At 46.3% G+C, this 20,428-nt stretch carries 20 protein-coding genes; 10 read left to right on the top strand and 10 right to left on the bottom strand.

From position 1 onward, the window contains the following. Positions 1-38 precede the first annotated feature (38 nt). Positions 39-239, top strand: a complete 201-nt coding sequence (locus tag KSZ58_RS05215; RefSeq protein WP_002605892.1) for a DUF378 domain-containing protein — start codon at positions 39-41, stop codon at positions 237-239. Between the two features lie 341 nt (positions 240-580). Beyond that, the gene (locus KSZ58_RS05210; RefSeq protein WP_009270601.1) at positions 581-1,312 is read left to right on the top strand and encodes a bifunctional 2-polyprenyl-6-hydroxyphenol methylase/3-demethylubiquinol 3-O-methyltransferase UbiG; all 732 of its coding nucleotides are present in this window, start codon (positions 581-583) and stop codon (positions 1,310-1,312) included. 423 nt (positions 1,313-1,735) lie between these two features. Here KSZ58_RS05210 and KSZ58_RS05205 read toward each other — a convergent pair whose 3' ends face one another. The 6 genes from KSZ58_RS05205 to KSZ58_RS05180 all read right to left on the bottom strand — a co-directional run bounded on the left by KSZ58_RS05205 (position 1,736) and on the right by KSZ58_RS05180 (position 9,938). Further along, positions 1,736-3,076 carry an MATE family efflux transporter gene (locus tag KSZ58_RS05205; protein ID WP_008816625.1) on the bottom strand — a complete coding sequence of 447 codons (1,341 nt, stop codon included), beginning with the start codon at positions 3,074-3,076 and terminating at the stop codon, positions 1,736-1,738. Between the two features lie 82 nt (positions 3,077-3,158). Next, positions 3,159-3,956, bottom strand: coding sequence for a MerR family transcriptional regulator (locus KSZ58_RS05200; protein ID WP_009588833.1), 798 nt, complete (start codon positions 3,954-3,956; stop codon positions 3,159-3,161). 13 nt (positions 3,957-3,969) lie between these two features. Continuing rightward, positions 3,970-5,142: an FRG domain-containing protein gene (locus KSZ58_RS05195; RefSeq protein WP_009270600.1), complete on the bottom strand. Its 1,173-nt coding sequence runs from the start codon at positions 5,140-5,142 to the stop codon at positions 3,970-3,972. A 290-nt stretch (positions 5,143-5,432) separates the two neighbouring features. Further along, positions 5,433-7,166, bottom strand: a complete 1,734-nt coding sequence (locus KSZ58_RS05190; protein WP_008816628.1) for a [FeFe] hydrogenase, group A — start codon at positions 7,164-7,166, stop codon at positions 5,433-5,435. Further along, positions 7,160-8,992, bottom strand: a complete 1,833-nt coding sequence (locus tag KSZ58_RS05185) for an NAD(P)-binding protein (RefSeq protein WP_009270599.1) — start codon at positions 8,990-8,992, stop codon at positions 7,160-7,162. The genes KSZ58_RS05190 and KSZ58_RS05185 overlap by 7 nt, the downstream gene beginning before the upstream one ends. Positions 8,993-9,125: 133 nt before the next feature. After that, the gene (locus tag KSZ58_RS05180; protein WP_009270598.1) at positions 9,126-9,938 is read right to left on the bottom strand and encodes an HAD hydrolase family protein; all 813 of its coding nucleotides are present in this window, start codon (positions 9,936-9,938) and stop codon (positions 9,126-9,128) included. 161 nt (positions 9,939-10,099) lie between these two features. Here KSZ58_RS05180 and KSZ58_RS05175 point away from each other — a divergent pair, with 161 nt between their 5' ends. Together KSZ58_RS05175 and KSZ58_RS05170 are read left to right on the top strand one after the other, a co-directional pair. Further along, complete coding sequence (locus tag KSZ58_RS05175; RefSeq protein ID WP_227761442.1) at positions 10,100-11,002, top strand: MurR/RpiR family transcriptional regulator; 903 nt, start codon at positions 10,100-10,102, stop codon at positions 11,000-11,002. Next, positions 10,999-11,565 (top strand): DUF1349 domain-containing protein, encoded by a 567-nt coding sequence (locus tag KSZ58_RS05170; RefSeq protein ID WP_009270596.1) that lies wholly within the window; start codon positions 10,999-11,001, stop codon positions 11,563-11,565. Before KSZ58_RS05175 ends, KSZ58_RS05170 begins: the two co-directional genes overlap by 4 nt. A 198-nt stretch (positions 11,566-11,763) precedes the next feature. Here KSZ58_RS05170 and KSZ58_RS05165 read toward each other — a convergent pair whose 3' ends face one another. The 3 genes from KSZ58_RS05165 to KSZ58_RS05155 are packed head-to-tail and all read right to left on the bottom strand — an operon-like array spanning position 11,764 to position 14,499. Beyond that, complete coding sequence (locus KSZ58_RS05165; RefSeq protein WP_008816634.1) at positions 11,764-12,564, bottom strand: ABC transporter ATP-binding protein; 801 nt, start codon at positions 12,562-12,564, stop codon at positions 11,764-11,766. Positions 12,565-12,573: 9 nt separating this feature from the next. Next, entirely contained in the window at positions 12,574-13,488 is a 915-nt protein-coding gene (locus KSZ58_RS05160) for an ABC transporter permease (RefSeq protein WP_008816635.1), read from the bottom strand. An 18-nt stretch (positions 13,489-13,506) separates the two neighbouring features. Further along, positions 13,507-14,499 (bottom strand): ABC transporter substrate-binding protein, encoded by a 993-nt coding sequence (locus KSZ58_RS05155; RefSeq protein WP_217752632.1) that lies wholly within the window; start codon positions 14,497-14,499, stop codon positions 13,507-13,509. Positions 14,500-14,691: 192 nt separating this feature from the next. On the opposite strand from KSZ58_RS05155, the gene KSZ58_RS05150 reads away from it, so the two are divergent. The 6 genes from KSZ58_RS05150 (at position 14,692) to KSZ58_RS05125 (ending at position 18,717) form a co-directional block, all read left to right on the top strand. Then, positions 14,692-15,198: a cob(I)yrinic acid a,c-diamide adenosyltransferase gene (locus tag KSZ58_RS05150; protein WP_217752631.1), complete on the top strand. Its 507-nt coding sequence runs from the start codon at positions 14,692-14,694 to the stop codon at positions 15,196-15,198. Between the two features lie 20 nt (positions 15,199-15,218). Then, entirely contained in the window at positions 15,219-15,686 is a 468-nt protein-coding gene (locus KSZ58_RS05145; protein ID WP_217752630.1) for a YbaK/EbsC family protein, read from the top strand. Position 15,687: 1 nt separating this feature from the next. Beyond that, entirely contained in the window at positions 15,688-16,593 is a 906-nt protein-coding gene (locus KSZ58_RS05140; protein WP_217752629.1) for a YafY family protein, read from the top strand. Between the two features lie 67 nt (positions 16,594-16,660). Then, entirely contained in the window at positions 16,661-17,047 is a 387-nt protein-coding gene (locus KSZ58_RS05135) for a DUF3795 domain-containing protein (protein ID WP_009270594.1), read from the top strand. A 927-nt stretch (positions 17,048-17,974) separates the two neighbouring features. Next, complete coding sequence (locus KSZ58_RS05130) at positions 17,975-18,478, top strand: hypothetical protein (protein ID WP_008816641.1); 504 nt, start codon at positions 17,975-17,977, stop codon at positions 18,476-18,478. After that, positions 18,475-18,717: a hypothetical protein gene (locus tag KSZ58_RS05125; RefSeq protein WP_009270592.1), complete on the top strand. Its 243-nt coding sequence runs from the start codon at positions 18,475-18,477 to the stop codon at positions 18,715-18,717. The genes KSZ58_RS05130 and KSZ58_RS05125 overlap by 4 nt, the downstream gene beginning before the upstream one ends. A gap of 213 nt (positions 18,718-18,930) precedes the next feature. On the opposite strand, the gene KSZ58_RS05120 is transcribed toward KSZ58_RS05125, so the two are convergent. After that, positions 18,931-20,382, bottom strand: coding sequence for a glycoside hydrolase family 1 protein (locus tag KSZ58_RS05120; protein ID WP_009270591.1), 1,452 nt, complete (start codon positions 20,380-20,382; stop codon positions 18,931-18,933). Positions 20,383-20,428 lie beyond the last annotated feature (46 nt).

Genomic DNA, 20,428 nt, shown 5'->3' with positions numbered 1-20,428 from the left:
ATGGAAAATGTCCAGACTAAATAGCAAGGAGGATGTATATGAAAGTCATAAATTATATCGTTTTGATTATCAGTATTATCGGCTGTGTCAACTGGGGTCTGATTGGACTCTTTGATTTCAACCTGGTAGATATGCTGTTTGGTACCGGATCGATTCTTTCCAGAGCTGTTTATATTCTGGTAGGTATCTGTGGTATTTATCAGCTTTCCTTCTTCTCCAGTCTGAACAACGAGAGATAGGAAAGAATACGGCTTTCTGCAGTCTGCAGAAGGCTTTTTCTTTTTGCGCTGTGATTCATTGATAAAGCTGCAAATAGATGCTGTGCTATGAGCAGTGTAATGCTTCTGATTTATGAGAATTTGGCTGGTGCCTGCGGCCCTTTTATCTTTTCTCTTATGGAAATACAGCGTTTACAGGATGGCAGGATTTGATGCCATATGCTATACTTAATACAGAAATATATGGTTTCAGGAAGGAGTGTTGACCTGTGAGAAAAGGCATCCTTGGACAGAAGATTGCATAGACCCATGTGAATTCCAATCAGATAAGCAATGCATAATTCGCATGGGAGGACATGAATATGAAAGAAAATAAATATGACGACGATGTATTTTTCAATAAATATAAGGAAATGAACCGTTCTGTTCAGGGACTGGAGGGAGCCGGTGAATGGTCACAGCTGAAACAACTGCTTCCGGATTTCGAAGGTAAACGCGTTCTTGATCTTGGATGCGGCTATGGCTGGCACTGTATATATGCTGCACAGCAGAAAGCTGCATCCGTGCATGGTGTGGATATTTCAAAGAAAATGCTGGCAGTTGCGGAAGAAAAAAGCAGAGATTACGCTATCACCTATCAATGCAGTGCAATGGAGGATCTGCAATTTTCCAAGGCATCCTTTGATGTGGTTATCAGCTCTCTGGCATTTCATTATGTAAAGGATTTTAAACAGCTTGCAGCCGCTATTTCCACATGGCTGACACCGAAAGGAAGCTTTGTCTTCTCGGTTGAGCATCCGGTTTTCACAGCCTATGGTACGCAGGACTGGTATTATGCTGAGAATGGGGAAATCCTGCATTTTCCTGTGGATAATTATTATTACGAAGGAAAGCGGGAGGCGAACTTTCTGGGGGAAAGAGTGGTTAAATACCATCGTACGCTAACCACCTATCTCGATACACTGCTGTGCAATGGCTTTGAGCTTCAGCACATCATAGAGCCGCAGCCTCCGGAGCATATGCTGGATATTGAAGGTATGCGTGATGAAATGCGCAGACCGATGATGCTGCTCATAGCTGCGATCAAGCGTTAATCGTAATATGGAGACAATTATTTTATAAAGAAAAAGCCGATATACACAGCTGAATTCTTCCCTAATAAGGGAAGTTGCTAAACCTGAGAAAATCGAGTAAAGAAATAAGGGAAAACCTGAAAAAATGAGGAAAGTAATAAAGCTCCTGCATCATGTTATTTTCAGGGCGTTTGCAAAAAGAGAATTCAAACTTATCTATGAAAGATAATAGCGCTGAATTCTCCTTTTTTGATTTTCTCCATGAGTAAGAACCGCATTGGAATTTACTTCTTCTATTTTATTTGTGTATTGCATGTCGTAATACGAGTTAGATACAACAGCGTCATACCGTGCTTTATTACATTGTGCTGCATCTTAATAATTGTATTACAGAAAGCACGCAAATACAGCATTCCGTCGTCTGTAATTCTGGGGCGGTTCGCGTTAACACAGCGTCTGTTCCTGTGTCTGCGGCAGTGCGGCAGGTGCGTGCAGGGGATTTTTCATAAACAGGGCGATTCCGCAAAGAATCAGCTGTGCTGCAGGGTAGGCCATCCAGATTCCGTTCAGCTGAAACAGGAAGGATAAAGCAAACAGACTTAAGGGCAATAGTAAGCAGGGCTCCATGTAGACCAGAAAAGTGGAATTTCGTGTTTTTTCTGTCGCATAAAAAATGGCTGATGTAACTCTGGTAATGCCGAGAAAGGGAAAAGACACCGTAGTGATCAAAATAGCAGTCTTCGCTCCTTCAAAGATGGCATCGCTGATTCCAAACAGAGCGGTCAGCGGATTCAGGAAGAGGACTACCGCTATACAGAGAATCAGAGAAACCGCAATCGTTACAAAAAAGGCTTTTCGATACAGAATATGAATCTTATCCTCCTTTTTGGCACCGTAATAAAAGCTGATCAAAGGCTGTACACCGTCGCCGATTCCCTGAAGCAGTAGCTGTGCACTGCACAGTACATAGGAAACCACAGAATAAATGGTAACCGCTGCATCACCGCCATAACGCAGACACATCCAGTTGGTTAATACGATAACAAGAGAAGGTGCCATTGTCTGTCCGAAGGGGGAAAGTCCGATGCGGACGATGGATTGCACAAGCGGTACGTCCGGCACAATATCCTTTCGGGAATAGCTTTTAAGTTCTCTGGCATACATATAGAGCAGCGTAAGGACAGCGACGACACCCTGTGCAGTGATGGTTGCCCAAGCCGCACCTGCCAGTCCCATATGAAAACGGAAGACAAATAAATAATCGAGGATGATATTCGTAATCAGTCCGCTGCTCATGATTGCCGTTGCCAGAAAGGTTTTCCCGTAATTGCGCAGCAGTGGATTCAATCCGTTGCCAAGAACAGGGAGCAGTCCCCCCATAAGTACAACTATGATATAGGAGCGGGCCTGTGCATACATGGCTCCCTTCGCTCCCAGCATACGCAGCAGCATCGGGTGCAGTGCAAGCAGTCCTACAGACAAAATGATTCCACAGACAAGCAGCAGTGCCAGTGTCGATCCCATGGCATGGCGTGCCTTGTCCTCTTTTCCATCACCGCGGCTGCGTGACATCACAACAGAGCCTCCGATACCCAGTCCGATTGCTGTAGCATTTAATATTACCTGTATCGGATAAGCGAGGTTGATAGCCCCCAGAGCAGTATCCCCCACTGCATTCCCTACAAACAACCCATCCACAATCGCATAGAAGCCGCTTAACAGCATTGTGAACATGGAAGGAAGCACATAGTTCCAGAACTGCTTGTGTATATAATCTTTTTTCATTTTGACTTCACCTCCGTGCGGATGTAAGTATAAACCCTGAAGCAGCTCCAAGGTCAAGGAAAAATCATAAAAAAATGAGGATTTAGTCCTCACATATGGGAATATACAGCTCTGCATAATAATTCTGATCATCCTGATAGCTGGTAAGGGGTATCTCCCGCAGATACAGGGTATTCTGCAGGGTTAGCTTCTGCTTTGCGGCATAGGTGAGCAGCGGTGCAATATCCTCAGGGTGAATCTGACTGTGAAGCATGTGGATCACAAGGAACACACATGGCTGCTTATGCGCTTTTATCAGCTGTGCCTGCGGGTAGTCCATGTGCAGCTCCTCCATGATATCCTGTTCCAGTGCAATGATGGTTTTTCTCGGCTGTATGTCACAGTTGTCGATATGATAGGTTTTAAACAGAGAGCAGAAGACAAACTGATCCTGTGTCAGATGGGCAATCTGCTGTGTGAAAAAATCACTTGTTTTTTCACTTTCAAACAGAATGACAGATGCCGGAAAGGCTTTGATACTGCAGATGTTCTGATTGGATTCCACTCTTTGATATGTCTCGGATATGCAGGTGAGCTTTTTCAGAAGCTGCTGCTCATACCGTATTTTTTCTTCCGTTTCCTGTTTCTTTTTCAACAGCAGCTCATACATATTTTCCCTGCTTCTGCTGGTGCAGATGGACTGAATATCCTGTAAGGATATATCCAGATGCCGGTAATATATGATATCCAGCAGCTCCAGAATATTATCCAGATCATATTCCCGATATTGGTTGTCCGGATTCACAGAAGGGTGTACCAGACCCTTTTTTTCATAAAAGCGAATCGTGTCACTGCTCAATCCAAGCAGTTTTGCTATCTGTGAAATTTTATAGGTTTCCATAACTTCTCCAATTCTACCGAGCGCTGTGCATGATATCCCATGCAGCTTCCTGCAGATTACCATACAGGTCTTTATGTGACATATGTACCAGCTTCAGCTCCTCCAGCAGCTGTTCCTTCTTTTTGATGTAAAAGACCATCTGTTTCCCCTCATGGTGCAGCAGCTTATTCCGCAGGACGCTCTGCAGTTCCTCATCATCGCTTGCATAGTTTCCACACAGGAAGAACAAGCCGTTTTGGCGCTGTATGCGAATGTTATCCATGGCTGCCTGCACAAGCAAAACCTGCCGTAGGTCACGCTGCTTTATATAGGGCTGAAAGGCCGGTAATTCCCGCTGAATTTCATGCAGGAGCATTGCGGCACTCACGCTTCCGGAAAATGCTTCTGCATCTTCCTCACGTAATGCTTTTCGGACATCCTCTTTCAAAAAGCCCAGACTGGAAAGCATACAGACCTTATCACTGTCCGGAAACAACGGGGCTTCCCTGCTCTCAAATACGAGAACCTGTCCAGTATCCCTTGTGGCATCCTCACAGGCGAAAAACAGTGCCACAAGAGGATTGGTCGTTAGGTCGAGCAGGCGGGTACAGATTTGATAGTGCTGCATTTTTACAAGCTTTTCAAAATGGCTTCTGCTGTTATAAAAATCCATCGGATATTCAATCAGTGTCTGTTTATAGATGGCATCCTCACGTTCAGCTGTTTCCGGGCTGCGAAACAGGGAGGGAGTCATCTTATAATTCATATTCTGATGTCCGCGGAAATAGAAGGAAATATGCGCCCTACGATACTGTAGGATGGTTTCCAGATATTGCGGAAGGGAGGTGATTTCCACTAGCTGCACAGCATCCTTCTCATATAGAACAGCATCCTTAACCGCTATGTCTTTTTCATACCCTGCCTGTCTCAACAGCTCCAGCAGCAGCAGATGGCGTTTCTCCATCACCGCCGCGTGCTTTAAGGTGTAGTGCAGCAGTGTCTGATCGGATATCTCGGTAAGATATTGCAGCTGTGAAGCAGGGGTGTCCGCAGCCAGAACATCTGCGCGGGTGATGCTTCTGCTGATATAGCGGTAGTCATAATACCCGTTGCTGCGCAGTGAGTATAGAATGACGTTATGAAATGCAGTGCGAAAGCGTGGAAGCTTATAGAGCGTTGCTGCTTGCTTTTGAAGAACTTCTGTCATGGTATCATCTCCGTTTTATTACCTTTATTATACGTAAGGTTTGGGGAAAATGAAAGAAGTATGCGTGGTTTTGCATAGGATGATGGATTACTTCAATGATGCTTCCTCTATGACCACCTGCAATTGACCTACTGGCAGGGCAGCTTTCTCTGCACGAAGGTACGTGTATGAAATGGAAAGGCACAGAATCATCCACTGGATTCCATGCCTTTATACGTTGCTTTGTCTGCTGTTATAAGAGAACTTCACAATGAGAGGCTGTATTCTCTTTCTGCTTGGACAGCTGTTATTTAACGTTCTGTATGCGGCATCTGCCAGGCTTCATGATCGGTATGCAGCAGCTTCTCCGCTAGCTCTGAAAGCGGCTTTCCTAGATATTCGTCATACAAAGCATGAATGGAGGGATTTTCATGCGAATAGCGAAGCTTGGCGTTGCGATCCAGATGATACAGCGTATCGGCACGCTCAGCCGCAAGCTCCTCCCCGTCATGGATCGGCTGTCCGCCTCCGCCGCTGCAGCCGCCCGGACAAGCCATAACCTCGATGAAATCATAGGCTACTTCCTTCCTGCGCATGGCCTCGATGAGTCTGCGGGTATTTCCGAGTCCGCTGACGATAGCACAGCGTACCGGGATTCCCTGTATTTCAAATGTGGATTCCTTCCAGCCATCCATACCGCGGACATCCGCAAATGCATCCGCATCTGCATTTTCACCGGTCACAAAATAATAGGCACTGCGCAGGGCAGCTTCCATGACACCGCCGGTAGCTCCGAAAATCACACCGGCTCCACTGGCCGTTCCAAGCGGGTCATCCAGTGGATGATCCTGCAGATAGCCGACATCGATATGCTCGGCATGGATCATACGGACTACCTCACGGGTTGTCAAAACGACATCCACATCACGGTAACCGGAATCATTCATGACCGGAATATCAATTTCATGCTTCTTTGCGACACATGGCATGACAGAAATATTGTAAATGCTCGATGGATCAACACCAAGCTTTTCCGCAAACCATGTTTTCGTAACAGCACCAAACATCTGATGCGGTGATTTTGATGTGGATAAATGGGAAACCATATCCGGATACTGCGATTTCAGAAAACGTACCCAGCCCGGACAGCAGGAGGTGAACATCGGCATTTCCTGCTCCTTATTATGGTGCAGTCGTTCCAGAAATTCACTGGCCTCCTCCATGATGGTAAGATCCGCTGCAAAATCCGTATCGAAAACATAATCAGCACCCATTCTGCGAAAGGCATCTCCCAGCTTTTCAATCGTTGCCTCTTCCCGACGCAGCCCGAGCGATTCCCCCCAGGCGGCACGGACAGCCGGAGCAATCTGCACAATGGTAATTTTATCCGGATCGTTAAATGCCGCAAAGGCACGCTCGCTGTCTTCGCGCACATGCAGGGCATTCACCGGACAATGTGTGATACACTGTCCGCATAAGCTGCATTCCGCCTCTTCAATACTGCGGTTCAGGGATACATTCACTGTTGTACGGGAGCCGGTATTCTGCACATCCCATACCTGCAGGTTCTGTACCTTGTCGCATATCTGAATACAGCGCATACACTTGATGCATTTGTTGCTTTCCCGAATCAAAGGAAAGCTTTGATTCCATGGGGTATACATCACCTTTTTTTCATACGGAAGGGAAGTGATGCCCAGGTCGTTGCTTATCTTCTGCAGTGAACAATTTCCGCTTCGTGAACAGTAGGCGCATTCGCAGTCATGCTGAGAAAGCAGAAGCTCCACATTACATCTGCGTGCATAGCGTACCTTTGGGGAATTGGTATAAATGACCATCCCCTCCTGGACTACGGTGTTGCATGCGGTGACCAGCTTATCCTTACCCTGAAGCTCTACTACGCAGACACGGCATGCGCCAATTTCATTGATATCCCTGAGATAACAAAGATGAGGAATTTCGATATGTGCCTCTTTTGCGGCTTCCAGAATTGTCAGCTGCTCATCGACGGCAATCTGCTGATGATCAATCGTTATCGTTACCATTTTGTCGTTCTTCCTCCTTTGAATACACCGAAGCCGTAATGGTCGCAGCGCAGGCATCGTCCGCATTCCTGCTGTGCCTCCTCACTGCTCATACCATATTCAATCGGCTCAAAATCAGCATTTCGTATGGTGGTCTGTCGCTCCTTCAGCTGTATACGGCCGCATTTTGGACGATCTGCATAATTCGCCGCAGGAATGATTACATCGCATTCAATCGCATGATGATAGCCGAGATACTCATCAATATTGGCAGCCGCAACCTTACCTGCCGCAATGGCACGGATCACGGTAGCCGGACCGGTTACACAGTCTCCCCCGGCAAATATGCCTTCCATGTTTTCCACACCGGAATGATCCAGCGCGTCGATAGCACCATGGCGGATCGGGACACCCTCTTCCGCAAAATGCTGAGATTCTATACCCTGACCAATGGCCACAACGACGATATCACAGGGTATCCGTTTTTCCTCTGTATCCGCCTGCTTGGGTGAAGGACGTCCTTTGCGATAGGAAGAAATCATCTGCGGCTGTACCCATAAAGCCGCGACCTTCTGTTCCTCATCCAGTTCAATGCGCGTTGGTGCCTGTAAAGGCAATAGCTCACAGCCCTCCGCGAGTGCACCCTCAACCTCCTGCGGCAGGGCAGTCATATCCTCCTGTCGTCTGCGATAGGCGATTCCCACATAGGCTGCACCAAGCCGCTTACTGCTTCTGGCAACATCCATGGCAACATTTCCGCCACCGATGACGAGCACGCGTTTTCCCTTGAAGTCCGGCATGATGTCATCACCGATTTTCCGCAGCATCGTAACCGCTGAAATGACATTTTCTCCATCCTCTCCCGGAATACCCACTTTTTTATCTGTCTGTGCACCGATGGCGAGATAAACAGCATCAAATTCCTTATCCAGATCACACATGGCGATATCCTTACCGATATCCACACCGGTATGAATTTCCACACCTGCGGCTTTTATTACTTCGATTTCCTCATCCAGGCGTGCTCTGGGCAGCCGGTAGTTGGGGATTCCATAGCGCAGCATGCCTCCCAGAGACTTTCGTTTTTCATAAACTACTGTCTGATGACCCATTCGCTGCAGATAATATGCAGCGCTCAAACCACCGGGTCCTCCGCCGACAATGGCAATCCGCTTTCCGGTAGATTTTGCACAGGGCTCTGGCGGCACATAGCCGGCATGATCGACAGCATAGCGCTTGATACCGCGGATATTGATGGAATCATCCAGCATGTTTCTCCTGCATCGCGCTTCACACGGATGCTCACAGATATAGGCACAGACGGCAGGGAAGGGATTATCCTTCCGTATCAGTCGGACAGCATCGGCATTTCTTCCTTCCTTCACCAATGCGATATAGCCGGGAATATCCACACCGGCCGGACACATGGATACACAGGGAACCGGCTGATTCAGACTGGCAGTACAGCGTCCGTGCAGGATATGCTCCTCATAATCATCCCGAAATCCCTGCACACCCTTCAGCACCATGTCGGCAGCCTCCTGTCCGATTGCACAGTCCGCACTCCATGAGATATTCTGTGCAGTCTTTTCAATCAGATCAATCGTGGAAAGCGCAGCTCTTCCCTCCAGTACATCCTCCAGCAGCATCTGCAGCTGTGCCAGACCGATACGGCAGGGCACGCATTTCCCGCATGTCTGTGCATGACACAGCTTCAGAAAAGCACTTGCCATATCAACCGGACAGAGGCCCGGCGGACTGGCAATGATTCTTCGTTCCAGATCCTTGTAGAGATCTTCTATGACCCGCTGCGCATTGGTAGCGGTCATAATCGTTAATCTGCTCATAGCATTCCTCCATAACTTGTTAACGGTTACATCTCCTTCAGTATAAAACAAAACGGGAACTTTTCCAACTGCTTTTGAAAGAATTCCCGTTTCTATGTCTGGTGTTATCAATTGCTGTTACATACTGCCGCTGTTATATGACCTCCACATCCTGTGTCAGTACCTCCAGTGTCCGTACGATACCATCACATTCATTGCTGTGCGTAAGGAAGGCGGCATCCCTTCTCACCTCATCCTCTGCATTCGCCATAACGCTTACACAGCCTGCATACGGTGCCATCGCCTTGTCATTGGTACTGTCCGCAATCAACAGCACATCCTCCTTCTGAATGCCCATATCCTGCATAATACACTGTAATGCGGTTCCCTTATCCACATCACCATGGACAATGCTGCACATATTTCTGCCGCTGCGAATCAGCTTGATTTCTTCCTCCAGGGTTTTCGGCATCCAGCTGATAAAGCCGTTTAAGGCGCTGCTTTCTCCGGTAACATAGAGCTTCAATACCGTATCACTGATGTCCTCAAATGCCTCCCAGGGACACAGCCGCATATCGTTCAGTAAAGCCTCCAGCTGTACATAAGGGTCAATGCCACTCGCATACAGACAGCCGTTTTCCACAATCGACAGTGTGACATCCTGTCCTTCGGCAAGTGCCTTGATTCTATCCACCAGCTTCAGCGAAACCTCTTTCTTCCGCAGTACGCGTTCACTGCCCATTTCCTGCAGAAAGGCTCCGTGACAGGCGGCGATATAACCCTTATACGTATTCATCTGCAGTTTTTCTGCGATCTTTTTCAGATTTTGCGGAGAACGGCGTGAGATCAGAGCCAGACGTGCACCGGCCTGCTGGGCCTGCAGCAGTGCTTCCTTTGTATCCTCGCTCAGTGTGTGATTGTTGGTTAGCAGTGTATCATCGACACTGCAGACGATCAGTTTATACATAAGATTGTCCTCCTTTTGACATATGCAGTGTAACGCAGAAGCTCCTATCCTGTAAACAGACAGGGGAACGGTTGAAAAAAAGGTTGACACGGATTTGCTGTGGAAAACGGAAAATATGAAAAAAAATTGTCAAAGCACGAAAGAGGAAAGGACGGATGTGTATGCATATACGGGAAACCTTACAGAATACCCGCAGCTGGAGTGTGAACGAGCAGGCCCTGTGTGATTATATTCTAAAAAACAGCATAGAGGTCATACATATGAACGGCACACAGCTGGCACAGGCAGCTGCAGTCAGTACCTCCTGTGTCTATCGCTTCTGCCATAAGCTCGGCTTTGAGGGCTTTTCCGCCTTTCGCATTCAGCTGGCAAGTGAGCTGAACGAGAAGCTGAGCAGTCCCAGTGAGGTGAATTACGATTACCCCTTTACGGAAAAGGAATCCACCGCACAGCTGATTCAGACACTGGGCAGTCTGTATAAAACCTCGATTGATGAAACCATACGGCTGCTTGATATCACACAGCTGGAAACGTTCGCAGAGCATATTTATCAGGCACGCTTCACCTATATTCTTACGACGAATACCAATCTGCAGGCAGCGGAGAATTTTGCACGCAAGATGGAGGAAATCGGCATGCATATCCATGTCGCGGGGGAATTGCTGCAGCAGCGTCTGTACTGTGCCTCCGCCAAGCAGGGAGATGTGGCAATCATACTTTCCTACGCGGGAATCTCCGATCATGTGCAGGAATGTGCAAAGCAGCTGTATGAGAATAAGGTAACCGTCCTGCTGTTATCCAGCAGACACGATAAGACACTGCATTATTTTGCCACCTGCCGTCTGTATCTTTGCGGCTTTGAATCCTCCTATCAGAAAATAACAACCTTTTCCTCTCATGTATCTGCACAATATCTGCTTGATCTTGTTTATTCCGTTATCTACCAGAAGAATTATGAGAAAAATATCGAGCATAGAGACCGTGCCTATCATGTATGCCGGCTGAAGGCGAAGGAGGAATCTGGGATGAAGCGTATGGAAACGAATAAAGGAGAGGAAACATGATATTTGAAACAATGAATGATGCATCCTATAGGCAGGAGGATGGAGCGGTTATCCTGCATGCCAGCGCGAAAAGCGACTTTGTAGTGAGTCCGATTACTGGAAAGGCTCATGCCAGTGCAGCCTTTCTGTATCAGCGGGTGAAAGGGGATTTCGTCCTGCAGGCAAAGGTGTCCCAGCGCTTTCTTTCCACCTATGATGCACCGGCTCTTATGGCAATGGAGTCTGAAACACGCTGGGTGAAGGCCTGCTTTGAGTATACCGATCTGCATACCAGAGCTGTTGTATCTGTTATAACGGATACAACCTCAGATGACTGCAATGGAGTGGAAACAGACAGCGATTCCATATGGCTGCAGCTATGCCGCAAAGATCATATATTTGCGATTCATTATTCTCTGGATGGGGTGCACTGGAGGATGCATCGCATATTACGTATGGAAATGGAAGAAGAATTAAAGGTCGGTCTGGTGGCGCAGAGCCCGCTGGGAGACGGCGGAGATTTTATCTTTGAAAAGGTATCACTGAAGCCGGAGCGAAAAGCGGATATACGAGGTGGAAACTGATTCCATACAGAACGGCTGAATACTGCAGGGAAAACGTGAGGTCAATAGGGCTGCACGTTTTTCTTTTCTTGGCGCAAGCAGTGAAACATGTGCACATTCCACGGCTATGTGTGATATTTGTAGCCGGTATTCTCCCCTTCGGACAGGAAAAAGACTTCCCCAGGATACGTTCCCGCAAAAGTCTATCGCTATCGTATTCTATTGTGCACTGAATGCCAGCTCATCATCGAGAGCATCCAGCATATTCAGGGAATTAAACTTCTCAATCAGCTTTTCCACTGTCAGCTGTTTCTTTTCCTCTTTTGGTATGTCCATAATGATTTCCCCCTTGTGAAACATCAGCAGACGATCCCCGTAGGTGATGGCATGCTTCAGGTTGTGGGTGATCATGATGGTAGTCATTTTCTTTTCTTCCACAATTTTCTTGGTCAGCTGGATAATCAGATCGCTTGTTTTCGGATCAAGGGCAGCCGTATGCTCATCCAGCAGCAGAAGCTGCGGTGTAATCAGGGTTGCCATCAATAACGATAATGCCTGCCTTTGTCCGCCGGACAGGGAACCGACACTGACATGCAGCTTGCTTTCCAGCCCCAGCTGCATATCTGCAAGCTCTCTTTCAAACAGTGGAATCAAAGCCTTATCCACTCCCTTTGTAAGACCAAAGCTTTTTCCCTTATGATAGGCCATTGCCATATTCTGCAATATTGTCAGAGAAGGGGAGGTTCCCTTCTGCGGGTCCTGAAATACACGTCCGATAAACTGGGAGCGTTTATGCTCAGGAAGACGGGAAACATCCTTTCCGTTAAAGGAGACACTTCCTGCATCCTGTCGGATATTCCCGCTGATAACATTGAAAAACGTTGATTTTCCACTGCCGTTGGAACCGATAATCGTGACAAATTCACCGTCGTGGATTTCCACATTCAAATCCCTGTACAGGATGACCTCATTGGCACTGCCCTTGTTGAAGGTCTTTTTTACATGTTCTAGTTTCAGCATATTCTCACCTCACGATTCCTGAACCTTGCGATGGAAGAATTTCCCCATCACACCATTGCCGAGAACAAGCACCGCGATAAAGATGACAGCCATGATCAGCTTCAGATAGCTTGGCGGCAGACCCACCTTTAAGGCAGCCGCAATCGTCAGCCGATAGGTGATGGCACCGAGAATTACACTTGTTGTGAAGCCGATGAATGTAAAGCGTTTGAACAGCGTCAGCCCCATGATGACAGAAGCCAGTCCCATAACGATCATTCCGGTACCCAGCGTGATATCAAAATATTTCAGAAACTGAGAAACCACTGCACCGGACACGGCGGCATAGCCGTTGGAGATGGCAAGACCGTTCATTTTGATATGTCCGATATCCTTTCCCAGTGTCGCAATCAACTGCGGATTGTCTCCTGCAATACGCATAAGAAAGCCGTATTTCGTATCCAGAAACCAGTCCATCAGCAGCTTCAGGAATAAAACGAGAACCAGCAGGATGAAAATCGGCCACAGCTTCACGATCCAGGTGCCCAGTGCTCCTCCTGCGGAATTGCCAAGCAGCGCCCCGTAGGAGAAAATCGTGTCATAGGTAAACAATGGAATGTTGCTCATATCTCCGGCTACAATCAGATTGATTGAATACAGCCCCGTCATGACGAGAATACCGCTTAAAAGGCTGGAGATACCGAATTTAACATGCAGGAAGCCGGTCGCATAACCGGCCGCAAGTCCTGCAATAAATGCCACAATCAGGGAAAGAAACGGATTGATGCCATGCATTACACACATGGCACCCGCAGCAGCACCGAGAGGAAAGCTGCCCTCAACGGTCAGATCTGCATAGTCCAGAACCTGATAGGTCAGCAGGACTCCGATGGCGAGGATACTGTAAGCCAGACCCTGCGCCGTAACATCTAATATAAAATCCATACGTATTCACACCTTACTTTATTCTTCTACAAACGTTGCACGTTCTGCCAGTGAATCCGGGATTTTAATACCCAGCTGCTCTGCGACCTTTTTGTTGATATACAGAGTGGTATCCTTTGCGGTTTCCACAGGGATATTGCCTGCTTTTTTACCATTGACAAGAATATCGTAGGCAACACTGCCTGCCTGCTCTCCAAGCTTTTCATAGCTGATGGAATCACTTGCCAGCAGCCCGGCCTTCATCTGCCCGTCCTCAGCCGCAAATACCGGAATATTCTTTGCATTTGCCTTATCTGTAATGGAGGCAGTAGCGGAAACGACCATATTGTCGGTAATATTATAAATACAATCAACATCGCCTGCCAGCTGTTCTGCAGCGGTTGCGATTTCTGTAGTAGCACTGACGCCTTTCTTGACGATTTTAAAGTTATATTTTGAAGCCAGCTTTTCCACCTGTTGCACCTGAAGCTTACCGTTTACTTCTCCGATATTGTAGATCATACCGATCTTCTTTGCTTCGGGCAGGAATTCACGAATCATCTCCAGCTGCTTTTCCAGCGGTGCGGCATCGCTGACGCCGGTAACATTGCCGCCCGGCTTCTCATTGCTGGTGACCAGCTTTGCTTCCACACCATCCGTTACTGCATTGAATACAACCGGAATATCTGTTCCACCGGTCGCATTTACGGCAGCCTGTGATGCGTTGGTCGCAATGGAATAAATCAGATCCACATCATCGGAAACAAACTGCTTGGCAATCGTATCTGCCGTTCCGTTGTCCCCCTGTGCATTTTTTACCGTAATCTCAAACTTCGCATCACTCTTACCCTTCAGATATTTCTCCAGTCCCTCTCTGGCACTGTCGAGCGCAGGATGCTCCATCTGCTGGATGATGCCGATTTTATATGTCTTCTTTCCATCATCCGTTTTTTCTTTGTCGCTGTCGCCACTGTTTCCACATCCTGCAAGAAGCAGTGCCAGTGCAAGTCCTCCCAATAATTTTTTCTTCATAAGACTAACCTCTCTTTTCTATATGATATTATGATGATACCTTGTTTTGTACATAAAATCAATATTTTCATGAAAAACTTTCACATTTTTACCACGAAGTTTCACAAATTTGCATTTATAGCTGAAACCGTTACACAATATGCACAGCTATGGTATAATAGCGGATGAGATGGCATAAGGAGGATGTACGGTATGCTGCATATATACAGTGGAAACGGAAAGGGAAAGACGACTGCCGGCTTCGGCCTGGTTCTGCGTCAGGCGGGATATGAAAGGCGTGTTGCGGTAGCGCAGTTTTTAAAGGATGGCACAAGCGGGGAGCTGCGTGCTTTGCAGTCTTTATCCTGTGTAAAGGTGCGTGCGACACAAATGCCGCAGGGGTTTTATTTTCAAATGCAGGAGCAGGAGCAGCTGGCAACCAGACAGGGCATACAGGAACTGTTCGCATGGGTAAAGGACAGGGCAAAGGAATGCACATGCATCTTTCTGGATGAGGTTCTGGATGCTGTACAGCTGGGACTGCTGAAGGAGGAAGAACTCCTGCATTTTTTACAGGAGCACCGGGATTTGGAAATCATCCTCACCGGCCGCAATCCCTCGCAGGAGCTGCTGGATATATGTGACTATCATACGGAGATGGTGGAACACAGGCATCCTTATCAAAAAGGCATAGCTGCACGCAAGGGCGTGGAGTATTAGAAAATCAGGAGGATAAGAAAATGGCAATGGAACAGTCAAGAGCATACCTGAAGCAGTATCATAAGGAACAGGACATACTGGTGCTGGACGCATCCAGTGCGACCGTGGAACAGGCGGCACAGGCCCTTGGAACACAGCCGGAGCGCATCGCAAAATCGCTTTCCTTTATGGTGAGGGAGCATGCTGTTATCGTGGTATCTGCCGGTGATTGCAGGGTGGACAATCATGCATATAAGGAAACCTTCGGCTGTAAGGCGAAAATGCTGAAGGGGGATGAGGTGGAAGCCTATACGAATCATGCCATCGGCGGTGTATGCCCGTTTGGTGTACCTGCGGATACCCGCATATATCTGGATGTTTCGTTAAAGCGGTTTGATTTTGTATATCCTGCCTGCGGTACACCGAATTCCGCAATCAGGCTGACCATTGCGGAGCTGGAGACACTGCTTCCGCAGGCCTCATGGGTGGATGTGTGCAGGATAGCTTAGGATGAAGGCAGATCGTCTGTACGGGATAACCCTGTATCTCTTGAATCACAAACGGGCAAGCGGACGCTGTCTTGCGGATACCTTTGAGGTGTCTCTGCGCTGTATTCAGCGGGATATGGATACCCTGTCCATGGCAGGTGTCCCCATCATTGCGTATAGCGGCGTGAATGGAGGCTATGAGCTGCAGGAGGGATACAAGCTGCCTGCGGCTCTGGTAAAGGAAGAGGATCACGCGATCATTGCGGCATCTCTGGACAGTATGGAGAGTGCCGGTCTGCATAAGGAGGTACAAACCGCGAAGCTGCTTTTTCCAAAGCATGAGGAAGACACCTTGGGGGTGCAGCTTGATTTTTCCGTTGCGAATGAAACGGCTATCGAACAGCGCAGGCTATTACAGTCTGTGATTGCCGCAAGGCACAGCGTTACTTTTCAATATACGGACGCTCAGGGGAAGCAGACAAAACGCTTCTGCGAGGCGGTGGCACTGATTTTTCGCTGGTATGCCTGGTATCTGGTCGGCTGGGATGTGGATAAGCAGGCCTATCGGATGTATAAGCTGGTACGGATGGAACAGCTACAGGAAGCTGAACATACAAATCGTAAGCATCCCTGTCTGCGTGAAATTCTGAAGCAGCTGGATGAGACGGATACGCAGGTTATCTGGACGATCAAGCTGCACTGTCAACCGGAGGCCAGAGGCAGAGTGCTGGAATATTTTCAGGGAACCATCATGGAGGTATATGCGGACACATCCTTTCTGTATTGCATGCAGGTACCAAAGCAGGAGCATTTCTGGTATGCAAGCTTACTCGGCATGGGAAATACTGTACGGGTGCTGGAGCCGGAGGAGCTGGTGGAACGCATAAAAGCAGACTGCAGGGCAATGCTGAAGCAGTATGAGAAATAAACAGGAAACTATGACATAGTGCTGTCGTAGTTTTTTTGGTATGATAAAGCAGGAAATGAGGTGCTTTATGAGAGAGGATAGAGGAATGGCATACTGCGGTCTTGCCTGCTGTGTGTGCTCGGAATCAGATTGTCCAGGCTGTCATGCGAGGGGCTGTGAGCATAAGGATATGTGCGGTATTTTGGCCTGCTGCCTGAGAAAAGGAATGGACGGCTGTTATGTGTGTGACGAGTTTCCCTGCGATGAGGATATGCTGAAGAAAAGAAGAGTGCGTGTTTTTAATCAATGCCTGCAAAAAAGCGGACCGGCAGAAATCATGCGTTGTTTAAAACGCAATGAGGAGGCGAGGATACGGTATCATCATACAGGGCAATTGATCGGCGACTATGATCTGGAAAGTGATCGTGACATTGAGGAGCTGTTGATGAAAGGCGGTGTGCATAGCAGAGGGTGATGGAACCAAAGGAAACACCTCGCGACTAAGCCACGAGGTGTTCCATAGGAATTCACATGTATTTCTACAGGAGCGTACGTTAGATACAATGAAGCTTTTCATCATGATTCTCTTGGATGCAGCTGAATACGCAATAAGGAAGCAGATATAAAGTATCATTATGCAGGACGAGAAGAATGAATCACTGCGAGATGGAATATGACACATTCGTCAAAAATTTGGAAGATGTTATGATACATCAGAAACCACAGAAGAGCATTGCCGTTTGGATTATCCAGGTCTGTCGGGAAAGAGGAAAGGCGAATGCAGTAGGAGCGAGGGTTTCCCCTTGAGTGGTTTCCTGTACAAAGTAATTTATATACCCCTATCAACAATAATGGCAAGGAATTCTATAGACCGTTGACAGCGGGCCTTGGCGCAGAATTAGCATTTCACTAAGTGAATAATTAAGAGTAATCCGGGACATTGTAACACGATATGCATTGGAAAAAGATTACGCCTGTGATTATACCGGATGAAGCGAACTGGGCGATTGCGTAAATGATTTGAATATCCGTGTGTTTGAACTAGAATCAAGGATATTCAGAGTTCAGATAGATTATAAAAACGGGTATGAAAATGAGGAAGATGATGAGCTGTCGCATATGTCAGTACAGCTGCCGGTTTATGCATATACAGATAATGAGTTACCCTTTTCGTAGGAAATTATCCCTGCTTTTTTTCAAACAATTTGACGCCAAAGAGGTGAATGGTTAGACTTTTAAATAAGCACCATTTTAGCCTTATATAATTAGAAGGGGTTCTGTTAGATGCTGTGTCTACTAAAAATAGGATACCATAAAAATTTGAATAACATCATTCTATATTTTAAAAATTATTTTGATATGATGTAGGTGATAGAAGAACTATTTGAAGGAGGCGAATCATATGAAAAAAATAGCAGCTATCATTGTATCATTATGTCTTTGTGCTGGAGTGTTAGGTGATGTAAAGTACACTGTAAGTTCCAAAGAAATACCGGAAAATCACATTGAAGAAACAGATTCATACAGCCAAAGTCAAAAAGAACAGCTTAAAAACACAAATTATGTATTTTCGGAGAAGGATCTGAAGGACACTCCTTTTGAGGGCCAAAAAGTTGAGGTAATCGAAGGTGAATTATATGTAAACGGAAGAATCATTTGGACCATTAAAATCTGGATTTTATCGAAAGGTATTCCAATTTTAATAGGATGGATGGCTGCAGGCGGTGTAGTAAAACAGGCTACAAACAAAATAATAAAAGCAGAGTTAATAAATAAAGTTAAGTTTGCATGGAACAAATACAGCAACATGACTGATGCTTATGCAGATGAACAGCAGAATTTACAGTCTGTAAAACTTTCTAATGGCAACCAATGTGTTTTAGCCCCAAGTGGTAATTATAAGTGAGAAATAAAATCAAAAAACAAACACCTGAAAAAAATACGCCGTTCGTTGAGAAAGAAGAGCTGGAGAATCTTATTAAAGAAATGATGACTGATAAAGAGGTAGAAGATCTGCTGAAGGAAGGCTTTACCCGAGAACAAATTGCATATGTGGCCAATGAAAAGAAGAAATGTGATGAGCAAGGTAGGTTTATAGGTAAAATCATAGATATCCTAACATGGATATTTCCGGATTTTAAATAACCTCAATTAAGCCGAGTTTGGTAAGAAAAATAAGAAAAGAGAATGAAATCCTACGCGTTATTCGTAGTTTAAATTCTCTTTTTTGCTTATATTATACCAGGAGGTCTCTTTTATACACTGGAGCTTTGAACGTAACGCCTTATACATGTAAAAACGGACGATATTTTAAGCTCAGCTGCTCGTATTGAACGAATGCTTCCGGATATTCACCTATCACAGATTTTCACCATTTGAATCAATCACACTTCGATACCAGTCGTAGCTGTCTTTTTTTAGCCGACGCTTTGTCCCGTTTCCATAATCATCCTGATCGAAGTAGATGAATCCGTAACGCTTACTCATCTCGGAGGAGGAACAGCTGATAATATCTATGGGACCCCATGGATAATAGCCGATGAACTCTACTCCATCCATGATCGCTTCCTTCATGTTTCGGATATGTTCCCGAAGGTAAGCAATTCTGCGCTCATCATGAATGCATCCGTCCGAACTGATTTCATCAAAGGTCCCAAATCCATTTTCTGCAATGATAATCGGCTTTTGATAACGATCATAATAATAATTCAACACCGTTCGCAGACCAAGCGGATCGATTCCCCAGCCCCATTCACTAGCCTCTATATAAGGATTGGATACCGCCCCATCATCATTTACATCAGCACAGGAATTGCTTTCGCTGGAAGATGCACACGTGTAATAATAGGAAATCGCCAGAAAATCTGCAGGGTTTTCCTTTAACATGCGCTCATCCTCCTCCCGGATATCCAGCCGTATATCGTGCTCCTGAAAATAGCGAAGCATATATCCCGGATACTCTCCGCGCAGCAGAAGATCAGAGAAGAAATATTCACGCTGATTACGCTGCATATTCGCAAATACATCCTCCGGTTTACATGTCAGCGGTTCGCTTAGACCATCGTATACCATCATCCCAATCTGAAAATCCGGATTTATTTCATGTCCTATTTTTGTTACGATAGCACTTGCTGTGCATTCATTGTGTATTCCCTGATATTTCGCTTCCATAAGGTTAGAAACGCGATCACTGGGGATTCCCAGATGATTGAAGGATTCGTGATGAATCAGGTTGATCTGATTGACAACAATCCAGTACTTTACCTTATCTTTATATCTTCGCATAACCGTATCAGCATATTTTACAAAGAAATCGATGGTTTTGCGATGATTCCATCCATTATAAGCAGTTGCCAGATGCAGCGGCATTTCATAATGTGATAAGGTAATCAATGGCTCCATGCCGTTTTTAATAATTTCATCGATCAGATTATCATAAAAGCGTAGACCTTCTTCGTTTGGAGTAGTCTCATCTCCGTTGGGAAAGATTCTTGACCAGCTGATCGAGGTGCGGAAGGAGTTCATTCCGGTGCCTGCCAGCAGCTTTAGATCTTCCTTGTAGGTGTGATAAAAATCAATTCCATAGCGCTTAGGATAATACCCTTTTGTATCCTGCAGAGCAGCTTCGATATCCTTCATGGATGTCTCCTTGTTTGATTTCTTTTTAAGATCACCCTTATCCTGCACCTTGAGAATATCCGCAACACTCCATCCTCTCCCGCCTTCCAGAAAAGCACCCTCTGCCTGATTCGCTGCAATGGCACCTCCCCATAAAAAATCTGCTGGAAATCCTTTTTTTAATTGCTTCATATATCTGTCTGATTCTGCGTTTCTTGCAGAATTTCTCCTTTCCATT

The sequence above is a fragment of the Erysipelatoclostridium sp. DFI.2.3 genome (assembly GCF_019132535.1).
Classification (GTDB): domain Bacteria; phylum Bacillota_I; class Bacilli_A; order Erysipelotrichales; family Erysipelotrichaceae; genus Clostridium_AQ; species Clostridium_AQ innocuum.
Note: the sequence above shows the minus strand (reverse complement) of the source record. Positions and strands in the feature narration are given on the sequence as shown.